Genomic DNA, 19,938 nt, shown 5'->3' with positions numbered 1-19,938 from the left:
AATGTTTCGTTGCACTAGCATAAGATGATTTAGCCTTCTTATTCCTTTTGTCTTGGGTACTTAACACTAAGGATGTTGAGCTTAACTGGTGACCAATGGAGATGATCCATGACCAGCGCCTAGAACGATAGCATAGTTACACATATTGAGTTGAGTGGCAGATAGGGATTGAGATCCAACTTGACTTGGGGATGGCGATCGCGATATTGGTAGATTGATCAAGAACGTGGTTCCTTCTCCTATTTTAGACTGGCACAATAGCTGACCACTGTGCTTATCAACAATTATCTTATAGCTAATTGACATCCCTAAACCGGTCCCCTTATCCGCCGATTTTGTAGTGAAGAATGGTTCAAATATTTTCGCTTTTACTTCATCAGACATTCCTAAGCCATTGTCAACAATTTTGATTTGCACTTGGTTTTCTTTTGCCACAGAAGTTTGAATTTTAATTTCACCTTTTTCGAGAGAAATGCCCTGCTCCTTCTGCTTTTTGCTTCGCTCATCGAGTACATCAATGGCATTGGCGATAATATTCAGAAAGACTTGGTTTATTTGCCCACTGTAACCCTCGACTTTGGGAATCTCTCCATATTCTTTGATGATGGCAATTTCAGAGCGATAATCTTTGGCTTTTAATCGATTGTATAAGATCAGCAAAGTACTGTCTAAACCTTCATGGATATCTACCGGTTTCATCGTAGATTCATCAACATGAGAAAAAGTCCGCATGGATTGCACAATCTGGGCTATGCGTTCGGTTCCCACCTTCATGGAATTGAGTAAATCAGGAAAGTCTTCCATCATAAATTCGAGATCGGATTCCTCACTATAGTCAACAATGGCTTCGACCGGTTCGGGATAATATTCTTGATATAACTTGAGGAGGGTCAAAAGAGATTCGCAGTAGTCTTTAAGTGGCACTAAGTTACCTCCGAGAAAATGGAGGGGGTTCTTGATTTCATGAATGATACCCGCTAACATTTGACCCAATGCCGACATTCGTTCGCTGTGAACGAGCATGGCTTGAGTGTTTTGTAATTCAGTTAGGGTCTCTTGTAGAGTATTTGCTTTCTCCGTTTGCTTTCTGAGGAGTTGTTCAATTTGGAGCATGTAGCGCTGAGAAGCTCTGAGATAAATGCTCAGAAAGGTAATTAAAGCTGTACTGCCGATAATGATGCTCCAAGTCCGCCAATATTGATCGGGGGCAATGTATTGAGCAGTAGGGATCAGTAACCAAGAAATTTCACGATCGCTCACCTTTAGCGATCGCTGACAGGGTAGCGTCACGGAATTTCGCGATCGCCGCAGTTGACGAAATGCTTGCCCAGAAGCTGAACTCGTCGGCGGGGCAAATTCTGGACATAACCACCCCCGACCAACTAGACTCGGAGGGTTTTCCTCAAGATTGTTGATAAATAATCGCTCATTCACTTTATAGAGCGCTACGGGTTCTAGATCTTGTTTCAGGTTACCTTGCCAAAAATAAATCTCTAGCTCGGTTAGATTCAGCCCCCGTAGGGAGTGTTCTAGTAATGTCTGAATTAATTCACTCGATGTCAGCCTTTCGATCTGCTCTGGACGGATTTTTTGTTGAGTAGAGAATTGTTGTTCTAAGGAATGTTGAAGGCGATCGGCTTGAATCTGTAAGCTATTTCTCAATTCGCGCCGCTCCCATTGCCAAGTTGCAGAAGCAAGAATCATCGCGAAAATTGCACTAAGGATGGTGAGGGCTGTAACGGGTACATTACGATATAGAGCAATGCCGCGACGATTGCGATCTAAAAAATAAGTCATGTTAGATTACTCCATTATCGCCAATGAAGATTGGGAGCACTGGTAGTTGTTGAGAATATTTCTTAACTATAAGGGTATGAAGTCCCAAAAATTGGTGATCTGAATCACATGAAAATTAAAGATTAGATTAAATCTTAGGTTTTTCTTACTCCCCAATGGCGACTCCCTGCTTGTCCTGAGTGGAGTTACAGCGATTCAAACCCAGGAGTCGTCTGGGGGTACATGGCGAAAAGGAATTTTACAGTGTACTCCATAACAGCAGTTTCCACTGTTATCGGTATCTTCCCATCAGAGTGAGGGCAGGGGAATTAACGATCCACTAGAATTTAAACTATTCCTACTCTCTGAACCCCATTAAGTTCATGTACGTTTATCGCACAGATCAAGTTAAACACAAAGCCAAGCAGCATAATCTGGAGAGCTACATTAATCGATTCTGTGATGAACTGTTGCCTCAGAGTGTCGATCAAGCCCAAGCTCATTTTAAGCGCCTGTATCCTTATCTCAAGCGCAAGGTTGACCATAATTATCGATTGATTGCTCGCATGGTACGGGTGCAGGGGGAAAGTGCGGGGGAGGATGTTTTGGTGTTGCTCGATATCCTCAAGCGGGGAGCAAAAGACTATGAACATTTTCTTAGAGACCGGGAAGGGTTTGGCCAGCAGTATCTCGATCTTCAGATTCAACCTGGAGAATTGGAGAATTGGCTATTGGGTCAACACAATTTAGAGCAGGTTCCCCATCGGGTGCGGCCTTTGGTGCAGGAAAACCCCGATTTATTACCCTGGTTGGAACCTCCAGGATGGAAACGGGAAAACCAAGGTGCATTAATTTATGAGAGTGAAATTTGGTTTGGGGAGTTAAGTAGTGCAGCGATGCGATCGCATGCTTCCCAGTATACCCAATTAGTAGAAGTGATTCAGAGTCCCCAATCGACGGAACAGACGACTGAGTGGCCGGGAGTGTTGCTTTATGGAGCAGGCGATCGCTATATTCTCTTTAGTCGGATTGTCTGTGCGGATCAATCATCGTCGATTCTGTTTCTCTTGTGTCCGTTTTCCCATTATCCCACGCCTGAGGAAATCAGTGCTATTGGCGATCGCACCTATCTCTACAATCAAACTGTCAATTATCTGAACGGCCATTTTAACCTCAATTCCATTACTGCCCTAGCTCGCCGAGCCTATCCCAATTATTTGCTCGCCCATGAGGATTGGCTAATCCTTGAGGGTTCCCCGAAGGTCAATTTAGCCCTGTCTGCGGAAGAAGAGAGCCTCTTAAACTTTGTCTCAACCCCAGGTAATCACGCTCTTCCCTTGTTTTTAAACGGACAAGCAGGAAGTGGTAAATCAACGCTCCTCTTTTATCTGTTTGCCGACTATTGCTATCGCAAATTCTATTATTATAGCGATCGCCTCTTACCTGGCAATCCCCTATTTTTAACCTACAATGAGCGGCTGCTAGAGGTTGCCAAAGACCGAGTCCAAAAACTATTAAAATTTCATCATCGCTTTGTTTCCCAACAAACCAACGACGATCCGATTCCCAATATTCGACATTTTTTTAAACCTTTCCAGCGTTTTTTGCTTAACCTTTTACCCCCAGAATATACCGAAAAATTTGCCTTAGACCGCTATATTTCCTTTCATCAATTCAAGGTCTTATATCAGCACTGTCCCCTCCGCACCGCCCACCATTACTCCCCGGAACGGTGTTGGCATGTCATTCGCACGTTCATTAAGGGATATGGCTTGGAAGAGATGACCTTAGAGGACTACGAGTTTGAAGTTCCACGTAAGGAACGAACGGTTCCCATTCAAGAGTTTAAAGATATTTATACCCTTTGGCAAAATTGGTATCAGAGAAAAGCACAAGAATCCGGATACTGGGACGATCAAGACTTAATTAAACAGGTCTTGCAACTGCCCCTGGATTTAGCCCGCTATACCGCGATTTTCTGTGATGAATCCCAGGATTTTACCCGTATTGAGCTACAATTAATTTTAAGGCTTTCTATTTTTTCTCGCTACGATCTGGGATATCAAACCCTAGAAAACTTTCCGTTTGTGTTTGCAGGCGATCCGTTTCAGACCCTGAATCCAACAGGATTTCGCTGGGATAGTTTTAAGGCCGCATTTTATAGTGAAGTGGTGATTCAACTCGATCCCACCCGTCAATTGGGGTTAGAAATGAATTTCCAAGAATTAGAATGCAACTACCGTTCATACGCTCCAATTGTAAAATTCAATAACCTGATTCAATTCTGGCGCTATCTCTTATTTAATCACCGAGATCTGAAACCTCAAAGAGTTTGGAAGCAAGGACAACTATTGCCAGAAAAATTCATCTTAGAAGACAATTTGCCTCGGGAAGTATTTAAGGAATATATCCAAAATACAATTATCATTATTCCCTGCGAAGAAGGCGGAGAAATTGCCTATATCCAAGAGGATGAAGTCTTGTCTGAAGTAATTGAAGGATGGAGTGATGGGGAGCCGCCCAAAAATGTCCTCAGTGCGATCGCCGCCAAAGGACTCGAATTTAAGCGGGTGATTTTGTATAAATTTGGGGAAGCCTGTCATCACCGGTTTTGGACGCTCCTAGAAGCCGATCGCCCCGAATTGAGCATTGAAGTGGAATACTTCTTTAATAAGCTCTATGTGGCAGCTAGTCGCGCCATTGAACGCTTATTTGTCGTCGATACCCCCTTGGGCGATCGCACCCTATGGGATCAGATCAACGATCCTCATCACGTAGAAACCCATTGGGGACGGGTAAAAAATCTCCAGGACTGGCAACAACGGATACAATTTTTGCAAACTGGAACCGATGAAAGTGCGAAGGATTTGCAAGAAGATGACTTACCCTCCGTTGCTCTAATGCTTAGAACCGAAGGCTTAAACGCCCAAGATCCCAAACTGCTACGGCGAGCCAAACAATATTATCGAACCATTGGTAATTTAGAAGAAGGCCATCTTTGTGAAGCTTGGGCGCTCAAATTTGAACAACAGTATCAAAGAGCTGGGTCAGAATTTTGGCAACTGGGAGAAGAAGAAGAAGCTTGGGATTGTTTTTGGCAAGGCTCCTGTTGGGCTGACCTATATCAATGGTATCAGGATGTGGCCGATCGCCCGGAACTTAGCGATCGCCATAGCCTCGAACAACCTCTGATTAACTTCATGGTCTCAGAATTTGACCAGGAAGCCATACAAACCCTCACCCAAGCATTACAGGTTTATCACCATAATCAGACCCAAATTTTAGAGCAACATCGTTTTAGTCCCCAATGGGCAATAGCGATCAAAACCTATCAGCAAAACATCGAAGAAATTAACGACGAAAGTACCTTACAACCCGCCATTTGGTACAATATCGGTGAAGTTCTGCAAGCTTTATCAGATGCTGGATATCCAGGTCTACTTACTTCAGCCGGACTTTGCTTCTATCGCGGAAAAGCGTATCAAGAAGCCGTAGATTGTTTCACCTCTGCTCAAGCAACTGAACAACGGGAATATTATCTTGCCAAATCCCAATTAGTCGGACTTCCCGAAGGCTTAGAATATCTGAAACTGGCTTCAAGTGCTAGAGGATCGACCCCAGCCAAGAGTCATTCCGATCTCGAACATCTCATTTATCAGTCTTGGAATGAAGCGGGATCGCCCAAAGATCCTGCCTGGTTACGCTATGTTGCTCCTATTTTAGAAAACCAAAACTCTTACTATCATGCCTTTATGGCCTATCTGTATTTAGACGATACCGAAGCTCTAAAGCGCTGTTTTGAGCAGATTTCTGAACCCAGAGAACAGCGCCAAGTTTTACCCCTATGGCTGCAATATTTAATCCGTCGGGAATCTTGGCCAGAATTACCGGAAATTTTTGAGCAATGCACCCGCGAACGGTTAACCGATATTGTCGAAAAAACTCAAGTTTTGGCGGTAGTGATTTATGAATTAGCCCATTCTAATTTGCATCCCAATCGCCTCTCAATTCCCGATCGCCAACGCTACGAATATTTAATTAAAGACCAGTTTCTGGGTCAATCCAACTGGCAAAATTATCTCTTGATGGAACAAGTGGGCATTGCCCTGGAAAAAATCGGCGGTTTGGGAGTTACCCTAGAATTTTATCAAACCTTCTGCGAGGGCAATTATCCCGCCAACACCCAACAGCTTGCCCGCACGCGCTGGTTAGCCACCAAGAAAAAACAGGAAGACTATTACACCACCAAGGGCAAAACCAACCGCCTGATCCGCATTCGCTCGGAACTAGCGCAAAAATCCCGCAGTTGGAAAATCCCCCTAGATACGGTATCAGCAACTCCTCCCTCTGCTCCCCAACACCGTCCTTCCCCTCCCCAACCCCAGCAGAAAAATCCCCCTCCTGTTCCAGAGTCTACTAAGACAGCCCCTGCACATCAATCGGTTGAACGCTCTTTAGATCTGCCGACGACTAACGAGCAGACTATTCACCCGGTCGAAATTTTAGGCTTACCCAAAGAGGTGGAGGTGAAGCACATTAGCCATGGAGTGCTGTGGTTCACCCTTAAAAACCTCGTGATTAAGGTTACTCCAATGGTCAAACAAGTGTTAATTGCCGATATCCTCAGTGGCGATCGCCTGCGGGTCGATTTAATCAACTCTAGCCTATTGTTCAAAACCATGTCTATGAAAGGTTCTGGCAATGAACCTCTCATCTTTAGTTGCTTTAATGCCAGCTACGAAGGACGCTTAGAACCCGGCGATCCACCCCAATTATTCCTCAATATTGCCGAACATCAACTGTGCTTCAAATTCTGATTCACTACTCCCTTGATCCAGCCTGAGTCATCCTTTGTGCTTTTATAATTTGTCCTCACAGATTGAGTTAGAATTAAACTAACTCAGTGATTTTTTTAGCTTGACGGCGGGAAGCCCCGCGCTCTACCGAAGGTGAGCGTCGGGATGAGAGACGGGAAAAGGAAGGGGTACTCTTCGAGAAGCCGCTTCGCCTCTACGATGCCCCTTTCTTTTCCATGCTTGCTAGAACCTTGTTGCTCAATATATCGCTTCAGAGTTGAAACACTTACTCCTTCACAACTGGCAATAAAGTAAGATTCATTACACAACACAGATTTTCTATAGAATCGATTAATTTTTTCAGTAAACTCAGATCTAAGTTTACGGCTAGAGACAGATTTCAAATTGGCAATAAATTTGGGCAAAGCAAGCTGAGGATAATATTGGAATAAAATATGAATACGATCGGATTCTCCATTGACTTCAATTAATTTACAATCCCACTTCTGGCATAAATCAGATATTGTATTTGCTAGAAAATCCAATATCTCTTAATCAAAAACCTTCCGTCTGTATTTTGTGGTCAACACTAAATGGGCCTTCAGGTCAGAAACCGCTCGGCCACTTGAAATAAAGTCGTCTTTCATAGTGACTGTATGCTATAATAGAGACGGTTATTCAAACCTATCATGCGAACCACCTACCAGTACAGGCTTAAGCCAACCTACCTCCAACGATGCACAATGTCTCGCTGGTTAGATATGTTGGGTTCACAGTACAACGGGTTACTTGCGGCTCGTTTCGATTGGTGGGAAATGAATCGCACTCCTATCAATGCTTGTCCATTAATCGCTAGTATTGCACAGCCAACAGATCAACCTGACTATTACGGTCAAAAAAGAGGATTGGTACAATTGAAAAAAGAGCGACCTTGGTATAAGGAGGTTCACTCTCAGGTTCTTCAAGATATGGTCAAAAGAGTTAAGCTTGCTTTTGACCGCTTTATTAAAGGGGACAGCAATGGCAAGCGTAGTGGAAAGCCTCGTTTCAAAAGGAAACATCGCTATCGAACTTTCACTTACACTCAGGCAAAAAGGGATTGGATTAGCGGCAATTCTATTAATTTACCTAAGATTGGCTCAATCCAATTCATCAAGCACCGTCCTTTGCCAGAAGGGTTTTCAGTCAAAACGGCTTCTGTTTCTCTGAAAGCTGATGGTTGGTATTTGACTCTCTCCCTAGAGAATAAATCAGTTCCTGATTGGCCACAAATTGATATAGAACCAACAAGCGCTAATAGCATTGGAATTGATTCCGGGTTGGAGTATTTTGTCGCTTGTTCAGACGGTGAGACTAAAGAACCGCCTAAGTTCTATCGACAATCTGAAGATAAACTAAAGAAACTTCAAGCCAAACGCGATCTGAAAAACAAAGGTTCAAAGCCACGTCGAAAATTGAACCATCGGATCGCTAAATTGCATCAGAAGATCGCCAGACAAAGACGGCAGTGGCAGTTGGAGACGGCTAATGAGTTAATCGATAAAGCTGAGATTATCTTTGTTGAAGATCTGAAAATTGCCAATATGTCTCGAAAAAATAAGCCGAAACAAGCTGAAAACGGGACATATCTTCCTAATGGACAATCGGCAAAATCAGGATTAAACAAAAGTTTTGCTGATGCTGGGATAGGTAGATTCTTGAACGATATCCTTCCGCACTCAGCCGCAAAAGCTGGGCGGAAGGTCATGAAAGTTAATCCATCGGGAACGTCTCAACATTGTGCAATTTGCCAAAATCGAGTGCCCAAGAAATTATCAGATCGTTGGCATAATTGTCCCCATTGCGGTGCGTCAATGCCAAGAGACGTTAATTCTGCCTTATTGATTAAGCAAGTGGGGCTGGGCAAAACCTCACTCAAAAACGCTAAACCTAGTTCTAAAAGCTAGGCGGAGAAGTCCGCACTCTACCCGCAGGGTGAGTGTCGGGAGTTGTCACTAAAATGAGTCCAGAAGATGAAAACTTTATCTGTACGACTTCCAGAAACCGTGTACTGTTCAAGAGCAAACACGCAGAGCTGCTGAATCAGTTATTTACCGATAGTTGCGTTCCTATGGCAGTAGTCACGGAAATTATGAGTGCCGAAACTTCAGATTTAGCCAAGCAAAATTTACCAGAAAAAAATTGGCTCAGACCCGTCGATCAAAGTATTGCTCCTATTATCCAAAGCTGGGATTTAGGTGCGGGAGAATCAACTGTTCTTAGTTTTGCCTTTGATCTAGTCAATTTATTGAAAGATAAAGCAGGTGAATAATAGTTAAGTCATTCAAAAATAAGGAAACTATCAGCACCATCGTGTGTCATCCATTAAAGAAGGATTGCCAACTCTGGGTAAAGAACCATGATTCAACCAAAAACTTTATTCCTGTCCACCCTAGCAGCGGGATTGATAGTCACCCCACCCGCACTGAGTCTACCCGAAGCATCCATACTGGCTCAGTTTAGTAGCGAAGAACAAACGCGGATTCAAGTTTATCGCCAAGCAAGTCCTGCTGTAGTGACAATTAAAGCTGGACGAGGTTCAGGTTCTGGGAGTATTGTCCGGTCCGATGGTTTAGTGTTGACCAATGAGCATGTGGTTTCTGAAGCGAGACGGGGAAGAGTGGAGGTGAGAACAGCCCAAGGACAACGATATCAGGGTTATGTCATTGCAGTCGATCGCCGCAACGATCTAGCCTTAGTTTATCTGCAAACCAACGATACCCTACCCACTATCCCGATCGCCAATCGCCAAGGCGTACAAGTCGGTCAACAAGTTTATGCTATTGGTAGTCCTTTTGGCCTTTCCGGAACCATTACCACGGGTATCCTCAGTCGCATCGACCCAGAAAACAGAGACCTACAAACCGATGCAGCGCTTAATCCCGGTAATTCAGGCGGCCCCTTACTCAACTCCCGTGGAGAACTCATAGGAGTCAATAAAGCCATTTTAAGTCGAGATGGAACCAATAGCGGTATCGGCTTTGCCACCAATGCCTCAATTGCCCGCGAGTTTATTGTCGCCAATGGCAATCAACGCGATCCTGGCTTTCCAGATGATAGTGTGGCTCGACGCAATCCCAATTATCCTCCAGATCATGGCAATAGTCGCGATCGCTTTTCTGACCGTCCTCGTTTAGGCGTTACCGTCGATCAAGACTTAATTGTACTAGAGGTAGAACGGGGTTCTTTAGCCGCAGATATTGGATTTCGACCCGGCGATCGCCTCTTGGCCATTAATCACCGTCGTTTACGCGGAGTCAATGACCTGATCGGCTTCCTGGAAACCCGTCCCCGCTCGATGTTGCTCACCGTGCGACGTAATCGGAGAATTGCCGAAGTCTTGGTTGAGTTTTAGAGCGCTAGGCAATAGGGAACAGGTAATAGTCTGTCCCCATCCCCCCATTCCCAAAAGCGCTATAAAAGATAAGGGGAAACGATTCAGGAGTAAGAGCGTGATACAGGCGATCGCCGATTGGTTAGAGAGAAAATGGGTAAACCCAGCCTATGCTGGATGGTTGCTGGGTGCTCTGATGGTCTTTTTCTTTGGGGCAGCGACCAATACCATGGTGGGATGGTTATATGTGATGAGTGGTATTATCGCCGCTCTGCTGTTTATGGCTGCTATTTTACCCGTGCGATCGCTACGCGGCCTACAGATCCATCGCCGTCGCATTCGCCCCATCAGCGCTGGCGATCATCTCACCCTTGAACTCGATATCGAAAATTGCACCAACCAACCCAAAACCCTGCTCCAAGTTCAAGACCTACTGCCCTTTGTCCTCAGTCCTCCCCAAACCACAGCGATCGCCCATATCCCCGCTCACAGCGCCTACAAGTGGATTTACGATCAACCGACCCAAAAAAGAGGAATTTATCGTTGGAGTACCCTACAGCTTAGAACAGCCGCCCCTTTGGGGTTATTTTGGTGTCGCCGTCGCCGAGAAGCCCCTGCTACGGCGATCGTTTATCCCCAAGTGTTGCCCCTGCGGACTTGTCCCCTGATTGATGACCTAGGACAAGACCAAAGCCCCAAATTTAAACGCGACCATCAGGGGGTACAAAATGCCACAGAAGGTCTGACTCGATCCTTGCGCCCTTATCGCACTGGAGATCCCTTAAGGCTAATTCACTGGCGTACCAGCGCCCGCTATGGGGACTTAAGGGTGAGAGAATTGGAAATTATGGCTGGTGGTGACGATGTGGTGATTGCCCTCGATACCGAGTTTGCTTGGCATCCCGAAACCTTTGAACAAGCGGTTATTGCTGCGGCTTCTCTCTATTTTCATGCCTCCCGGCGGCAAATGAATGTTAAACTCTGGACCGCGTATACGGGACTTATTCAAGGTTATCAAGTCGTCTTAGAGAGCCTTGCGGGAACTACCTTTGGCGAACAGGCACGTAATTTACCTAATTTACCCTTAATTGTACTCACTCAAAATAGCGATCGCCTCAAGCAACTCCCTATCGGCAGTCGTTGGGTCTTTTGGCCCCCAGGAGATTGGTCTGGTAGCCTTAAAGAAGATTTTAAGGGTTTACAAATTGTGGAGGATCGCCCCCTAGAGTCCCAATTGCAACAGCCTCTTTGAGAGGATGGGGGAATGGAGAACACGGGGATGCGGAGACGCGGGGAGAGCGCTCCCTTCGACTCCGCTCAGGGAGCGCAGATGGGGGAAGATGGATAATTATTAATTGTTAATTAGAAATCATGCTTTCTAAACGCTTTGAAGATGCCCTCATCTTGACACACCAACTGCACCAAACCCAAATCCGTAAAGCTTCAGGAGTTCCGTATATTGCCCATCTTCTGGGAGTTGCCAGCATTGCACTGGAATATGGTGCAACTGAAGATGAGGCGATCGCTGCCCTATTGCATGATGCCATAGAAGACCAAGGAGGAGAAGCCACCCGCGATCGCATTCGAGAACAATTTGGAGAAACGGTAACTGCCATAGTCGAAGGATGCACTGACGCTTACACCATCCCCAAACCTCCTTGGAAAGAACGCAAGGAAGCGTATCTTGCCCACCTTCCCCAAGCTTCTGCTTCCGTTCGCCTCGTCTGTGCTGCCGATAAACTCTATAATGCTCGCTCCATTGTCAAAGACTATCGCCAAGTGGGAGAGAGCATCTGGGACAGATTTAAAGGAGGAAAAACCGGAACCCTATGGTACTATCAAGCCCTAGTTGAAGCCTTCCAACAAGCAGAAAATACGCCCATAGTCCAAGAACTTGCGCGAGTTGTGAATGAAATGACGCTGTTAGGTAATGGTAATAGGGAACAGTACCAGTAGTGGATTGTTTCACCTAAAATAGGGCTTTGTTTGGTGTAAGCACGAAGAGTGCTTAAAAGCCTAGCTGGAGATTGCTCAAGCCCTCACTACCAAAAAAATCTAATGCATCAAATTAGATGAAACAATCCAGATTGGTGCGTTACGCTTCGCTAACGCACCAATCTGCTATATATGGAGTCGTTGCGTCAGTCCTAGAGTAATTGGACATTTCCCATTCCCCTTAAAACGGAGGATCTTCATCATCGTCCATTGATTCTAAATAGGACGATTCGTCCTTAATACTTTCTGGTTTAGGTAAGTCTATTTTTGCTTTTAAGTTCATTATTTCTCCACCAAAAAAATCGGCAAACCCTTCGGCTGCTTGTCTGACTTTCTGTTTTTCCCGTTGTTTTTCCTGGTCTAAACTTGGTTGTGGTGGAGGAGTTGGCGATCGCCTCGCAACTGATTCTTGCACAATCTCTGGTTTTTGAGCTGGAGGTAGTGGATTAAGAGGTATTTTTTTTTCTGTATCATCCAGAAGCTGAAATTTCAAACTAAAGGGATGGTGGAAGGTTTTCTTAAAGGCTTCTTGTAGTTGGGGTTGAACACCTTTAACTAAATTTTGCGCTCCTTTCCTATTAATGCCAATCTGGGCGGTTTTATCGTTTAAGGTTAATAAGCTGCAATGCTTGGAAATTAAAACTTTGGTTCCTGGTAATTCTAAGTTATCAATGACGGTTTGCCAAAGCTGTTCTAAGTTGTCAGTCTTCACCGGAGTTACCGGTTCAGTCGGTTGTGTGTCTTGTGCAGGAGAGGGTTGGGGATTTGGTTGTGGTCGAGCAACAGGTTTTGTCCCTGGAGAAATGGCGGGTTTTGGCGCAGGCAAAATACTGGCAGCAGGAGTATTTACCACAGGTGCAGGACTGGCTTGAACGGGGGGTTGGTTGGCTGAGAGTAGGCCTAATAAACTAACTTCTAACCAGAGTCGCGGTTGAGTCGTATTTTTCAGTTGAGTTTCGCTGTCTTGAAGATGGGTTTGAGCCGCTAAAATTTGGGGCAAACTGAAGTGTTGAGATAATTCGATTAAGTGCTTCCAAGTAGAAGCAGTGAGAGCCACTAAATCTTGTCTTTGGGGTGCGGTTTTAGCAATCAGTAAATCGCGATAAAAGCTAGTTAAGTTATGAAGTAAGGTTAAGGGTTCTCGTCCCCGATCTAAGATATTTTTAGTTAAGTCGAGAATATCAGCCGGATTGGGTTTGCTAATTGCCTCTAATAACTGTAATAAATCACGCTCTGGTACTGACCCCACTAAGTCCCAAACCTGTTCTGCACCCACTTCGGTTACGTCATCTGCACCGACTAATAAACTGAGTTGATCGAGTAAGCTTTCGGCATCCCGGAGTCCCCCTTGGGAAATTTGTGCCACTAAAATTATTGCTTCCTCGGTAATAGCGATCGCCTCTTTGTTCGCGATATCTTTTAAGTGATGCACCATCGACTCCAGGGGAATACGTCGAAAATCGAACCGTTGACACCGGGAAATAATCGTTGGTAACACTCGTTGCGGATCGGTGGTTGCGAGAACAAAGACAACGCGATCGGGCGGCTCTTCCAAGGTTTTTAGCAACGAATTAAACGCCGCCGTACTCAGCATATGGCACTCATCAATTACATAAACTTTATACCGACATTGAACCGGTGCAAACTGCGATCGCTCAATAATTTCCCGAATATTATCAACCCCCGTATGACTCGCAGCATCGAGTTCCATCACATCCAAAGAAGAGCCTTTTGTTATAGAGACACAAATCTCGCACTCACCGCAGGGAGTAGCCGTGGGCCCCTGGGTCTGAATACAATTGAGAGACTTGGCTAAAATCCGCGCACTAGAAGTTTTCCCCGTTCCCCTCGGCCCCGTAAACAGATATGCGGGGGCGATCTTATTCCGGTTTAACGCATTCGAGAGCGTTTGCGCGATCGCCTCCTGTCCCACCAACTGGGCAAAAGTTTGCGGCCGATATTTATGATGGAGCGGTTCGTAATTCACGGTCAATCATCGATAGTGGGACTTTTCTTCATTTAGCGTTAAATAATATCATCAAGAATCACGACTGAAGATAATCCTGGAAAATTTTCAAATGCACGGTCATTGGTTAAAAACAAATCACAATGAGCAGAGATAGCGGTTGCTGCATGAATTGCATCCGGTGTTTTTAAGGAAGTAGTTGCTCTCAATTGACTGGCGCTCAGGATGATCATTTTATCAATAGCAACCAATTGAATTCCACTAGCTTCTAGAAATGTTCTATAATCGTAGACTAACTGCTGATTAGCTTCTTTGATTGGTTTCACTAAAGTTTCCATTAATGTCAGTTGACTGGTCACTAATTCTAGATCGCCAGCTTGAAACTTTTGCCAAAGGGGTTGTAGGCGAACAAAATAGGAAGCATGGGCTTCAACGGTATAAATGAAAATTGCCGTATCAAGGTAAACTCGTTGGTAAAGATCGAGATTTAACTGTCCCATGATTTCCTTTCCATCATCAAATCATAATTAATCTCTTCCACAGAACGCTTGGGGTGACGATTCTGTAATTCTTCGATGAACGCCACAAATGAAGACCGCTTGCTTGGAGCAGGATGGGAAAAAACGACGAACACATCAACCTCTTGACCTTCATAACCAGAGGGGACTTGAATTTCCACTTTATCGCCCGGCAAAACTTTGGTCGAGACCCGAAGCGCAGACTGCATCATAGGAGGATTCATGGTTGGGTACTAGATATGGGGTCAGCACTACTCTATCGCAATCGTCCCGCGATCGGCCGGTAGCCCTGAGTTTTGCCATCCTCTTCAAAACCGCGCCCTTTTCAGGGAAGATAAATAAAGAGAGTATAAACTCTCCTGATGCGATTCAAATCAACCGATAGATTAAGTAACCTTATGAATTCAGTCCTCGCCCCTGAGCAGAACTCAACCAGTGAAACCCCCTTATCTCCTGTGCAGCAGAGCCGTCCTGTTTTCCCCTTTACTGCAATTGTGGGACAGGAAGAGATGAAACTCGCCCTGCTGCTCAATGTGATTGACCCGAAAATTGGGGGAGTGATGATTATGGGCGATCGCGGTACAGGTAAATCTACCACTATCCGTGCTTTGGCCGATTTATTACCCGAAATCGAAATCGTCGCTGATGATCCCTTTAATAGTGACCCCCACGATCAAGAACTGATGAGTGATGAAGTCAGAGAACGGGCGACCCTCCAAGAAAACCTCCCTATTACTCGCCGCAAAGTAATGATGGTGGATCTACCCCTGGGAGCAACTGAAGACCGGGTATGTGGAACTATTGATATTGAAAAAGCCCTTTCTGAAGGGGTGAAAGCCTTTGAACCGGGACTCCTGGCTAAGGCGAACCGGGGGATTTTATATGTAGATGAGGTTAACCTTCTTGATGACCATTTAGTCGATGTTTTACTCGACTCTGCCGCCAGTGGATGGAATACGGTAGAGCGCGAAGGCATTTCTATTCGCCACCCAGCCCGGTTTGTGCTAGTTGGTTCTGGAAACCCAGAAGAAGGGGAACTCAGACCCCAATTATTAGACCGGTTTGGAATGCACGCCGAAATTCGCACGGTTAAAGAGCCGGATCTACGGGTGAAAATTGTCGAAGAGCGCTCTGCATTTGACAGTCAGCCCCAGGAGTTTTTACAACGCTCTCAAACCGAACAGGAAGCGCTGCAACAAAGATTAGTACAAGCTAGAGAACGCCTATCTTCTGTCAACATTGATTATGAATTGCGGGTGCAAATTTCCCAAGTCTGTTCAGAATTAGATGTGGATGGTTTACGGGGCGATATTGTCACCAACCGCGCAGCTAAAGCGTTGGCAGCATTTGAAGGACGCACAGAGGTTACTCTAGAGGATATTCAACAAGTGGTTACCCTCTGCTTGCGCCACCGTCTGCGGAAAGACCCCCTAGAATCGATTGATTCTGGCTATAAGGTGCAAAAGGTCTTTTGCCGGGTGTTTGGTTTAGCTGAACCGGAAGCATAAAAGGTTGTAGGGGCGAACAATTGTTCTCCCCATCTCCCCACAGCCTATTCTCGGTCTTCAACCCAACTCGATCTCCAGGCATGTTCGGCTTGGGCGATCGCATATTCTTTTTGTTTGCGCTGATAGTCTTGTCCCTTAGAGTACAAGCGATCTTGTAAATGACGCAGTTGCTTGCGGTAGCTTGTTACCTTAGCATCACTAAACTCGATATCCAATAGGCGCAGGTTAATCAGCATGATTTTCAGAGGCAGAGAAAAGGGTAAAAGGGCGATCGGATCGCGATCGTCATCTTCATCCTCATCGTTATCTTCATCCTCATCTGGATCGTAGTCTCCCTTCTGTAAGCCAATAATTACTGGAGGAATTGAGTCTTCATATTGCTTGAGTAAGCGTTCTGGCAATTCAATCTGGCCTTTCAACTCTCCTTTTCTTCTAGGAGTGAGAAAGTTTTCTGCCTCAATCACTAGATTTAAAATATTCGGTAAACTGGGAGCGAGGGACTCTTGAGTGCCCATGGCCTGTTTAGCCACTTCTATCAAAGGTTCAGGTATATTTTCGGTAAAAATACTGGCTTTTCTCAAGAGCTGATTCACTTCATGGGAGAAGTGTTCTAATCGCTTGAAGATCTGTTTTTCTATATTTTGTTGCCATTGAGCTAAGGCTTCTGGATTCTTGATTAAGGGGTATTCTTCCTCTGATTCCACTACCTTTGAGTCTAAGGAGGGTTCGTTACGCTCTTCTGGGTTCTCATCTTCCTCGTCCTCCTTGTCCTCCTCATTCTCCTCTTCTGCTTCTTCTGAGGGCAGAGCCAGAGGAGTTTCTAGAGGGCGGCTGACTATTTCCTGAATTTCCGCTTCTGCTTGTTGGGCTAAACGTTTAACCCTTTCCTGTAACTTCTGTCTTCCGGTTAACGAGAGTTCCAAAAACTCGTGAGGATATCCTTGGGTACAAATCTGATAACTGGCTACAATTAACTGTTGGCGTACCGCTTGCCCTAAGTATTGGGTATAGTGACCATAGGCTTGATAAAATTCTTCTGCTAAAGAGGCGATCGCACTTTCCAACTCCTCGATCTCTCGTTCGATTCGCTGTAGGGGTCTAGCCATAATTTTATATTTACTCTAGGATTTTCTATCAATTCCACCTGGAGATAGCAAAGGAGCGTAAACTCTACGCCCCTTATCTAAGCCAGCAAACTTCCACTAGCTCACGGGGTAGGGAGGCCGTTTGCCCCCCTAGCATCCCTTATTTACCACTGGCTTGAGCAGCTACTTCTTCAGCAAAGTTGCTCTCTTCCTTCTCAATGCCTTCACCCAAAACAAAGCGAGCGAAGCGGCGCACCTGAATATTTTCACCTAACTGGGCGATCGTCTCAGTCACCAATTCACCAACCGTCTTGGCTTGGTCTTTAACATAAGCTTGATCCAGTAAGGTTAACTCTTTCAGGCGTTTTTCAATCCGTCCAGCAACGATTTTTTCCTTGATGTTATCGGGTTTCTTGGCTAAATCATCCCGTTCCATCTCAATCGCTTTTTCTTTCTCGACGATCTGCGCCGGAATTTGGTCTATGCTGACATACTCAACATTCGGACAAGCGGCGATTTGCATTGCAATATTGCGCACCAGGGTTTGGAAAGCTTCCCCACGAGCCACAAAATCGGTTTCGCAGTTGACTTCTACCAAAACTCCAATTCGACCACCCGTATGGATGTAGCTATCCACTAAACCCTCTGCTGCAACACGAGAGGACTTTTTCCCAGCCGAAGCAATCCCTTTTTTCCGCAGCCATTCTGAGGCTTTTTCCAGGTCGCCATCGTTTTCTGTGAGCGCTTTTTTGCAATCCATCATGCCAGCGCCCGTTTTTTCCCGTAGCTCTTTAACCAGTTTTGCTGAAATTTCTGCCATGTTAATTCAGATTTTTGATTACACCAAAGTGCTTACGCACGGCTGCTTACTCTTTCTTGACATCCTCACCGGGTTGAAGACACGGTGATTCCTTCTTTATGTCTGCGAAGTGGAAACCTCACCTTAGTGAGAACTACCCTCCGCAGGAGGCTTTAGGTTTCTGTTTCAGTGCAACTGCCTCCACCCACTGACGAGTTTATTGTCTTACAGAAAGCTCCACAGACTATCCCCACAAGTCTTGCAGTTTTTAATGGGCCATTCTTCAACAAAAAAACTTTGTTGTTAGTTGATTCAAGGGTTGGATCGCCCATTACCCCATCCTCTTTTCCCGATTTACCGCAGCTCTGTGCGCCACTGGTTAAAACCAGATGTCGTCACGTAAAGGCTGTCTGTTACGTCTGCATCGCGGGTGGGTCATTGACCACTTCATATTATATTGTAAAGCCGTGCTAGAAGGACGGGCTTTCCCACCCAAACTTTTGAAGATTCGGCCATGATAGGCTATCAAGGCGATCTCTAGCTTTCTTTACTCTCCTCCTCCTCTTCTTCTCCATCCTCATCAAAGTCTTCATCATCGAAGTCTTCTTCAGCATCTGGATAATCCGTATCCTCTTGGTCATCTACATAAACTTCGCCATGATGACCTTCATAAATGGCATCTGCCAGTTTACCCACAATTAGCTTAATCGAGCGAATCGCATCATCGTTGGCGGGAATCGGATAATCAACTGGATCGGGATCGCAGTTCGTATCTAGAAGGGCTACAATCGGGATATTGAGTTTAATGCACTCCTGAACAGCGTTATACTCGCGCCGTTGGTCAATCACTACTACGATATCGGGCACTTTACGCATCGTTTTAATGCCGCCGAGATATTTTTGTAGTTTACCCATTTCCCGACGTAATACGGACGCTTCTTTTTTCGGGCGCAAATCCAACGCACCACTATTTTCGAGGCGTTCGAGTTCTTTTAAGCGTTCTACCCGATTTTTAATGGTTGCCCAGTTGGTGAGCATTCCACCTAACCAGCGCTGATTGATATAGTATGCACCACAGCGAGAAGCTTCTTGGGCAATAATTCCGGCTGCTTGCCGTTTAGTTCCCACAAACAAAACTTTTCTGCCTTGTTCAGACATGGTACGCATGTACCGATAGGCTTCTTCGATTTTCTGGGCGGTTTGTACCAGATCGATGATGTGTACCCCGTTGCGCGAAGTGTAGATGTACTGGGACATCTTGGGATTCCAGCGACGGGTTTGGTGTCCGAAATGAACTCCAGATTCTAATAACTGAGCGAGTGAAACAACGGGCATAGGGTTTAATTCTCCTTTCGGGTTTATCCTCCATCTAGGTGGATTGATTTCCATGTAGGAAACACCCGAACCTCCTAGATGTGCGTGTTTAGACAACCTTACTATTAAACCACAGTTTAGGGGAATTCGCCACCCATTTCCGAAGTCGGACGGTTGCCTTTCCCGCTACTGCTGCTATATTGCCATTCCTGAAGTACAGCGCGACATTGAAGACAGGTCAAATCTTGGTAAAGCTGATGGAGACCTTCGGAAGTATGGGGATAGACAGCGCCGAGGCGATCGCGCTCTACTGTAATCTTAGGATCGATCTGAGCCACACATCCATACAATTTCTGATTAGAAAAGGAACTATTAATCAGCCATCCTTGTTCATTGAGTAACTGAATCTGCAAAATATCCCCTTCTCCAATGCCCAATTCACGATTGAGAATATGGGGGACAACCTCCAAGGGCTTTCCTTCGTTTCGCACCCGTCCCCCAGCAAAATCCAACGTGATGCCCTGCACGCCGGGACGATACTGGGGCACAGGCAAGATGACGCGATCGCCTTGAATCGTCACAATCACCACGGAATCAGCTTTTTCGACTCGCCAATAGTCCAACACTTGACCCTGATGATCTTCAAGCTGCTCTCCAATCAAGGTCATCCACTGAGAAGAAATTCTGACTAATGGTTTAAGGAGTTTCCAGGTTTGATCCGATTGAAGTTGCTGCATCAAGTCTATTAGATTTAATTATTCATCGATATAACTTAGAGCCAAGATATAACTTAGAACAAAATGAGCTT

General features: G+C 45.3%; 15 protein-coding genes and 1 pseudogene. 7 read left to right on the top strand and 9 right to left on the bottom strand.

All coding sequences use genetic code 11. The annotated features are described in order from the left end of the window. Window positions 1–81: 81 nt before the first annotated feature. Window positions 82–1,797, bottom strand: a complete 1,716-nt coding sequence (locus tag J7529_RS11680) for a HAMP domain-containing sensor histidine kinase (RefSeq protein ID WP_318729100.1) — start codon at window positions 1,795–1,797, stop codon at window positions 82–84. Window positions 1,798–2,159: 362 nt separating this feature from the next. On the opposite strand from J7529_RS11680, the gene J7529_RS11675 reads away from it, so the two are divergent. Continuing rightward, window positions 2,160–6,593 carry a hypothetical protein gene (locus tag J7529_RS11675; protein WP_318729099.1) on the top strand — a complete coding sequence of 1,478 codons (4,434 nt, stop codon included), beginning with the start codon at window positions 2,160–2,162 and terminating at the stop codon, window positions 6,591–6,593. A gap of 224 nt (window positions 6,594–6,817) precedes the next feature. On the opposite strand, the pseudogene tnpA reads toward J7529_RS11675, so the two are convergent. Next, window positions 6,818–7,219, bottom strand: a pseudogene (tnpA, locus tag J7529_RS11670) (IS200/IS605 family transposase); the annotation flags it as partial. 42 nt (window positions 7,220–7,261) lie between these two features. On the opposite strand from tnpA, the gene J7529_RS11665 reads away from it, so the two are divergent. The 5 genes from J7529_RS11665 (at window position 7,262) to J7529_RS11645 (ending at window position 11,901) form a co-directional block, all read left to right on the top strand. Continuing rightward, window positions 7,262–8,518 (top strand): transposase, encoded by a 1,257-nt coding sequence (locus J7529_RS11665; RefSeq protein ID WP_318729098.1) that lies wholly within the window; start codon window positions 7,262–7,264, stop codon window positions 8,516–8,518. Between the two features lie 53 nt (window positions 8,519–8,571). Beyond that, window positions 8,572–8,883: a hypothetical protein gene (locus J7529_RS11660; protein ID WP_318729097.1), complete on the top strand. Its 312-nt coding sequence runs from the start codon at window positions 8,572–8,574 to the stop codon at window positions 8,881–8,883. 87 nt (window positions 8,884–8,970) lie between these two features. Next, entirely contained in the window at window positions 8,971–9,966 is a 996-nt protein-coding gene (locus J7529_RS11655) for a S1C family serine protease (RefSeq protein ID WP_318729096.1), read from the top strand. Window positions 9,967–10,063: 97 nt separating this feature from the next. Next, window positions 10,064–11,197 carry a DUF58 domain-containing protein gene (locus tag J7529_RS11650; RefSeq protein ID WP_318729095.1) on the top strand — a complete coding sequence of 378 codons (1,134 nt, stop codon included), beginning with the start codon at window positions 10,064–10,066 and terminating at the stop codon, window positions 11,195–11,197. 119 nt (window positions 11,198–11,316) lie between these two features. Next, a complete protein-coding gene (locus tag J7529_RS11645; protein WP_318729094.1) occupies window positions 11,317–11,901 on the top strand; it encodes an HD domain-containing protein in 585 nt (194 codons plus the stop codon). Window positions 11,902–12,121: 220 nt separating this feature from the next. On the opposite strand, the gene J7529_RS11640 is transcribed toward J7529_RS11645, so the two are convergent. From J7529_RS11640 to J7529_RS11630, 3 genes are read right to left on the bottom strand one after another with little or no spacing between them, the layout of a single operon-like run. Further along, window positions 12,122–13,927, bottom strand: coding sequence for a DNA polymerase III subunit gamma/tau (locus J7529_RS11640; protein ID WP_318729093.1), 1,806 nt, complete (start codon window positions 13,925–13,927; stop codon window positions 12,122–12,124). A 38-nt stretch (window positions 13,928–13,965) separates the two neighbouring features. After that, window positions 13,966–14,406 (bottom strand): type II toxin-antitoxin system VapC family toxin, encoded by a 441-nt coding sequence (locus J7529_RS11635; protein ID WP_318729092.1) that lies wholly within the window; start codon window positions 14,404–14,406, stop codon window positions 13,966–13,968. Next, complete coding sequence (locus tag J7529_RS11630; protein WP_318729091.1) at window positions 14,394–14,648, bottom strand: hypothetical protein; 255 nt, start codon at window positions 14,646–14,648, stop codon at window positions 14,394–14,396. Before J7529_RS11630 ends, J7529_RS11635 begins: the two co-directional genes overlap by 13 nt. A 174-nt stretch (window positions 14,649–14,822) precedes the next feature. Between J7529_RS11630 and bchI the strand changes: the two genes are divergently transcribed. After that, window positions 14,823–15,932 carry a magnesium chelatase ATPase subunit I gene (bchI, locus tag J7529_RS11625; protein ID WP_318729090.1) on the top strand — a complete coding sequence of 370 codons (1,110 nt, stop codon included), beginning with the start codon at window positions 14,823–14,825 and terminating at the stop codon, window positions 15,930–15,932. 44 nt (window positions 15,933–15,976) lie between these two features. On the opposite strand, the gene J7529_RS11620 is transcribed toward bchI, so the two are convergent. The 4 genes from J7529_RS11620 to J7529_RS11605 all read right to left on the bottom strand — a co-directional run bounded on the left by J7529_RS11620 (window position 15,977) and on the right by J7529_RS11605 (window position 19,867). Further along, window positions 15,977–17,038 (bottom strand): hypothetical protein, encoded by a 1,062-nt coding sequence (locus tag J7529_RS11620; protein WP_318729089.1) that lies wholly within the window; start codon window positions 17,036–17,038, stop codon window positions 15,977–15,979. A 139-nt stretch (window positions 17,039–17,177) separates the two neighbouring features. After that, complete coding sequence (tsf, locus tag J7529_RS11615) at window positions 17,178–17,837, bottom strand: translation elongation factor Ts (RefSeq protein WP_271941732.1); 660 nt, start codon at window positions 17,835–17,837, stop codon at window positions 17,178–17,180. A 516-nt stretch (window positions 17,838–18,353) separates the two neighbouring features. After that, window positions 18,354–19,151 carry a 30S ribosomal protein S2 gene (gene rpsB / locus J7529_RS11610; protein ID WP_318729088.1) on the bottom strand — a complete coding sequence of 266 codons (798 nt, stop codon included), beginning with the start codon at window positions 19,149–19,151 and terminating at the stop codon, window positions 18,354–18,356. Window positions 19,152–19,267: 116 nt separating this feature from the next. Beyond that, window positions 19,268–19,867, bottom strand: a complete 600-nt coding sequence (locus J7529_RS11605; protein WP_318729087.1) for a hypothetical protein — start codon at window positions 19,865–19,867, stop codon at window positions 19,268–19,270. Window positions 19,868–19,938: the final 71 nt, after the last annotated feature.

This window comes from Roseofilum sp. Guam (assembly GCF_017746735.1).
In the GTDB taxonomy this organism is placed as follows: domain Bacteria; phylum Cyanobacteriota; class Cyanobacteriia; order Cyanobacteriales; family Desertifilaceae; genus Roseofilum; species Roseofilum reptotaenium.
The sequence above is the reverse complement of the archived record's forward strand: the minus strand, read 5'-3'. Positions and strand labels throughout refer to the sequence as shown.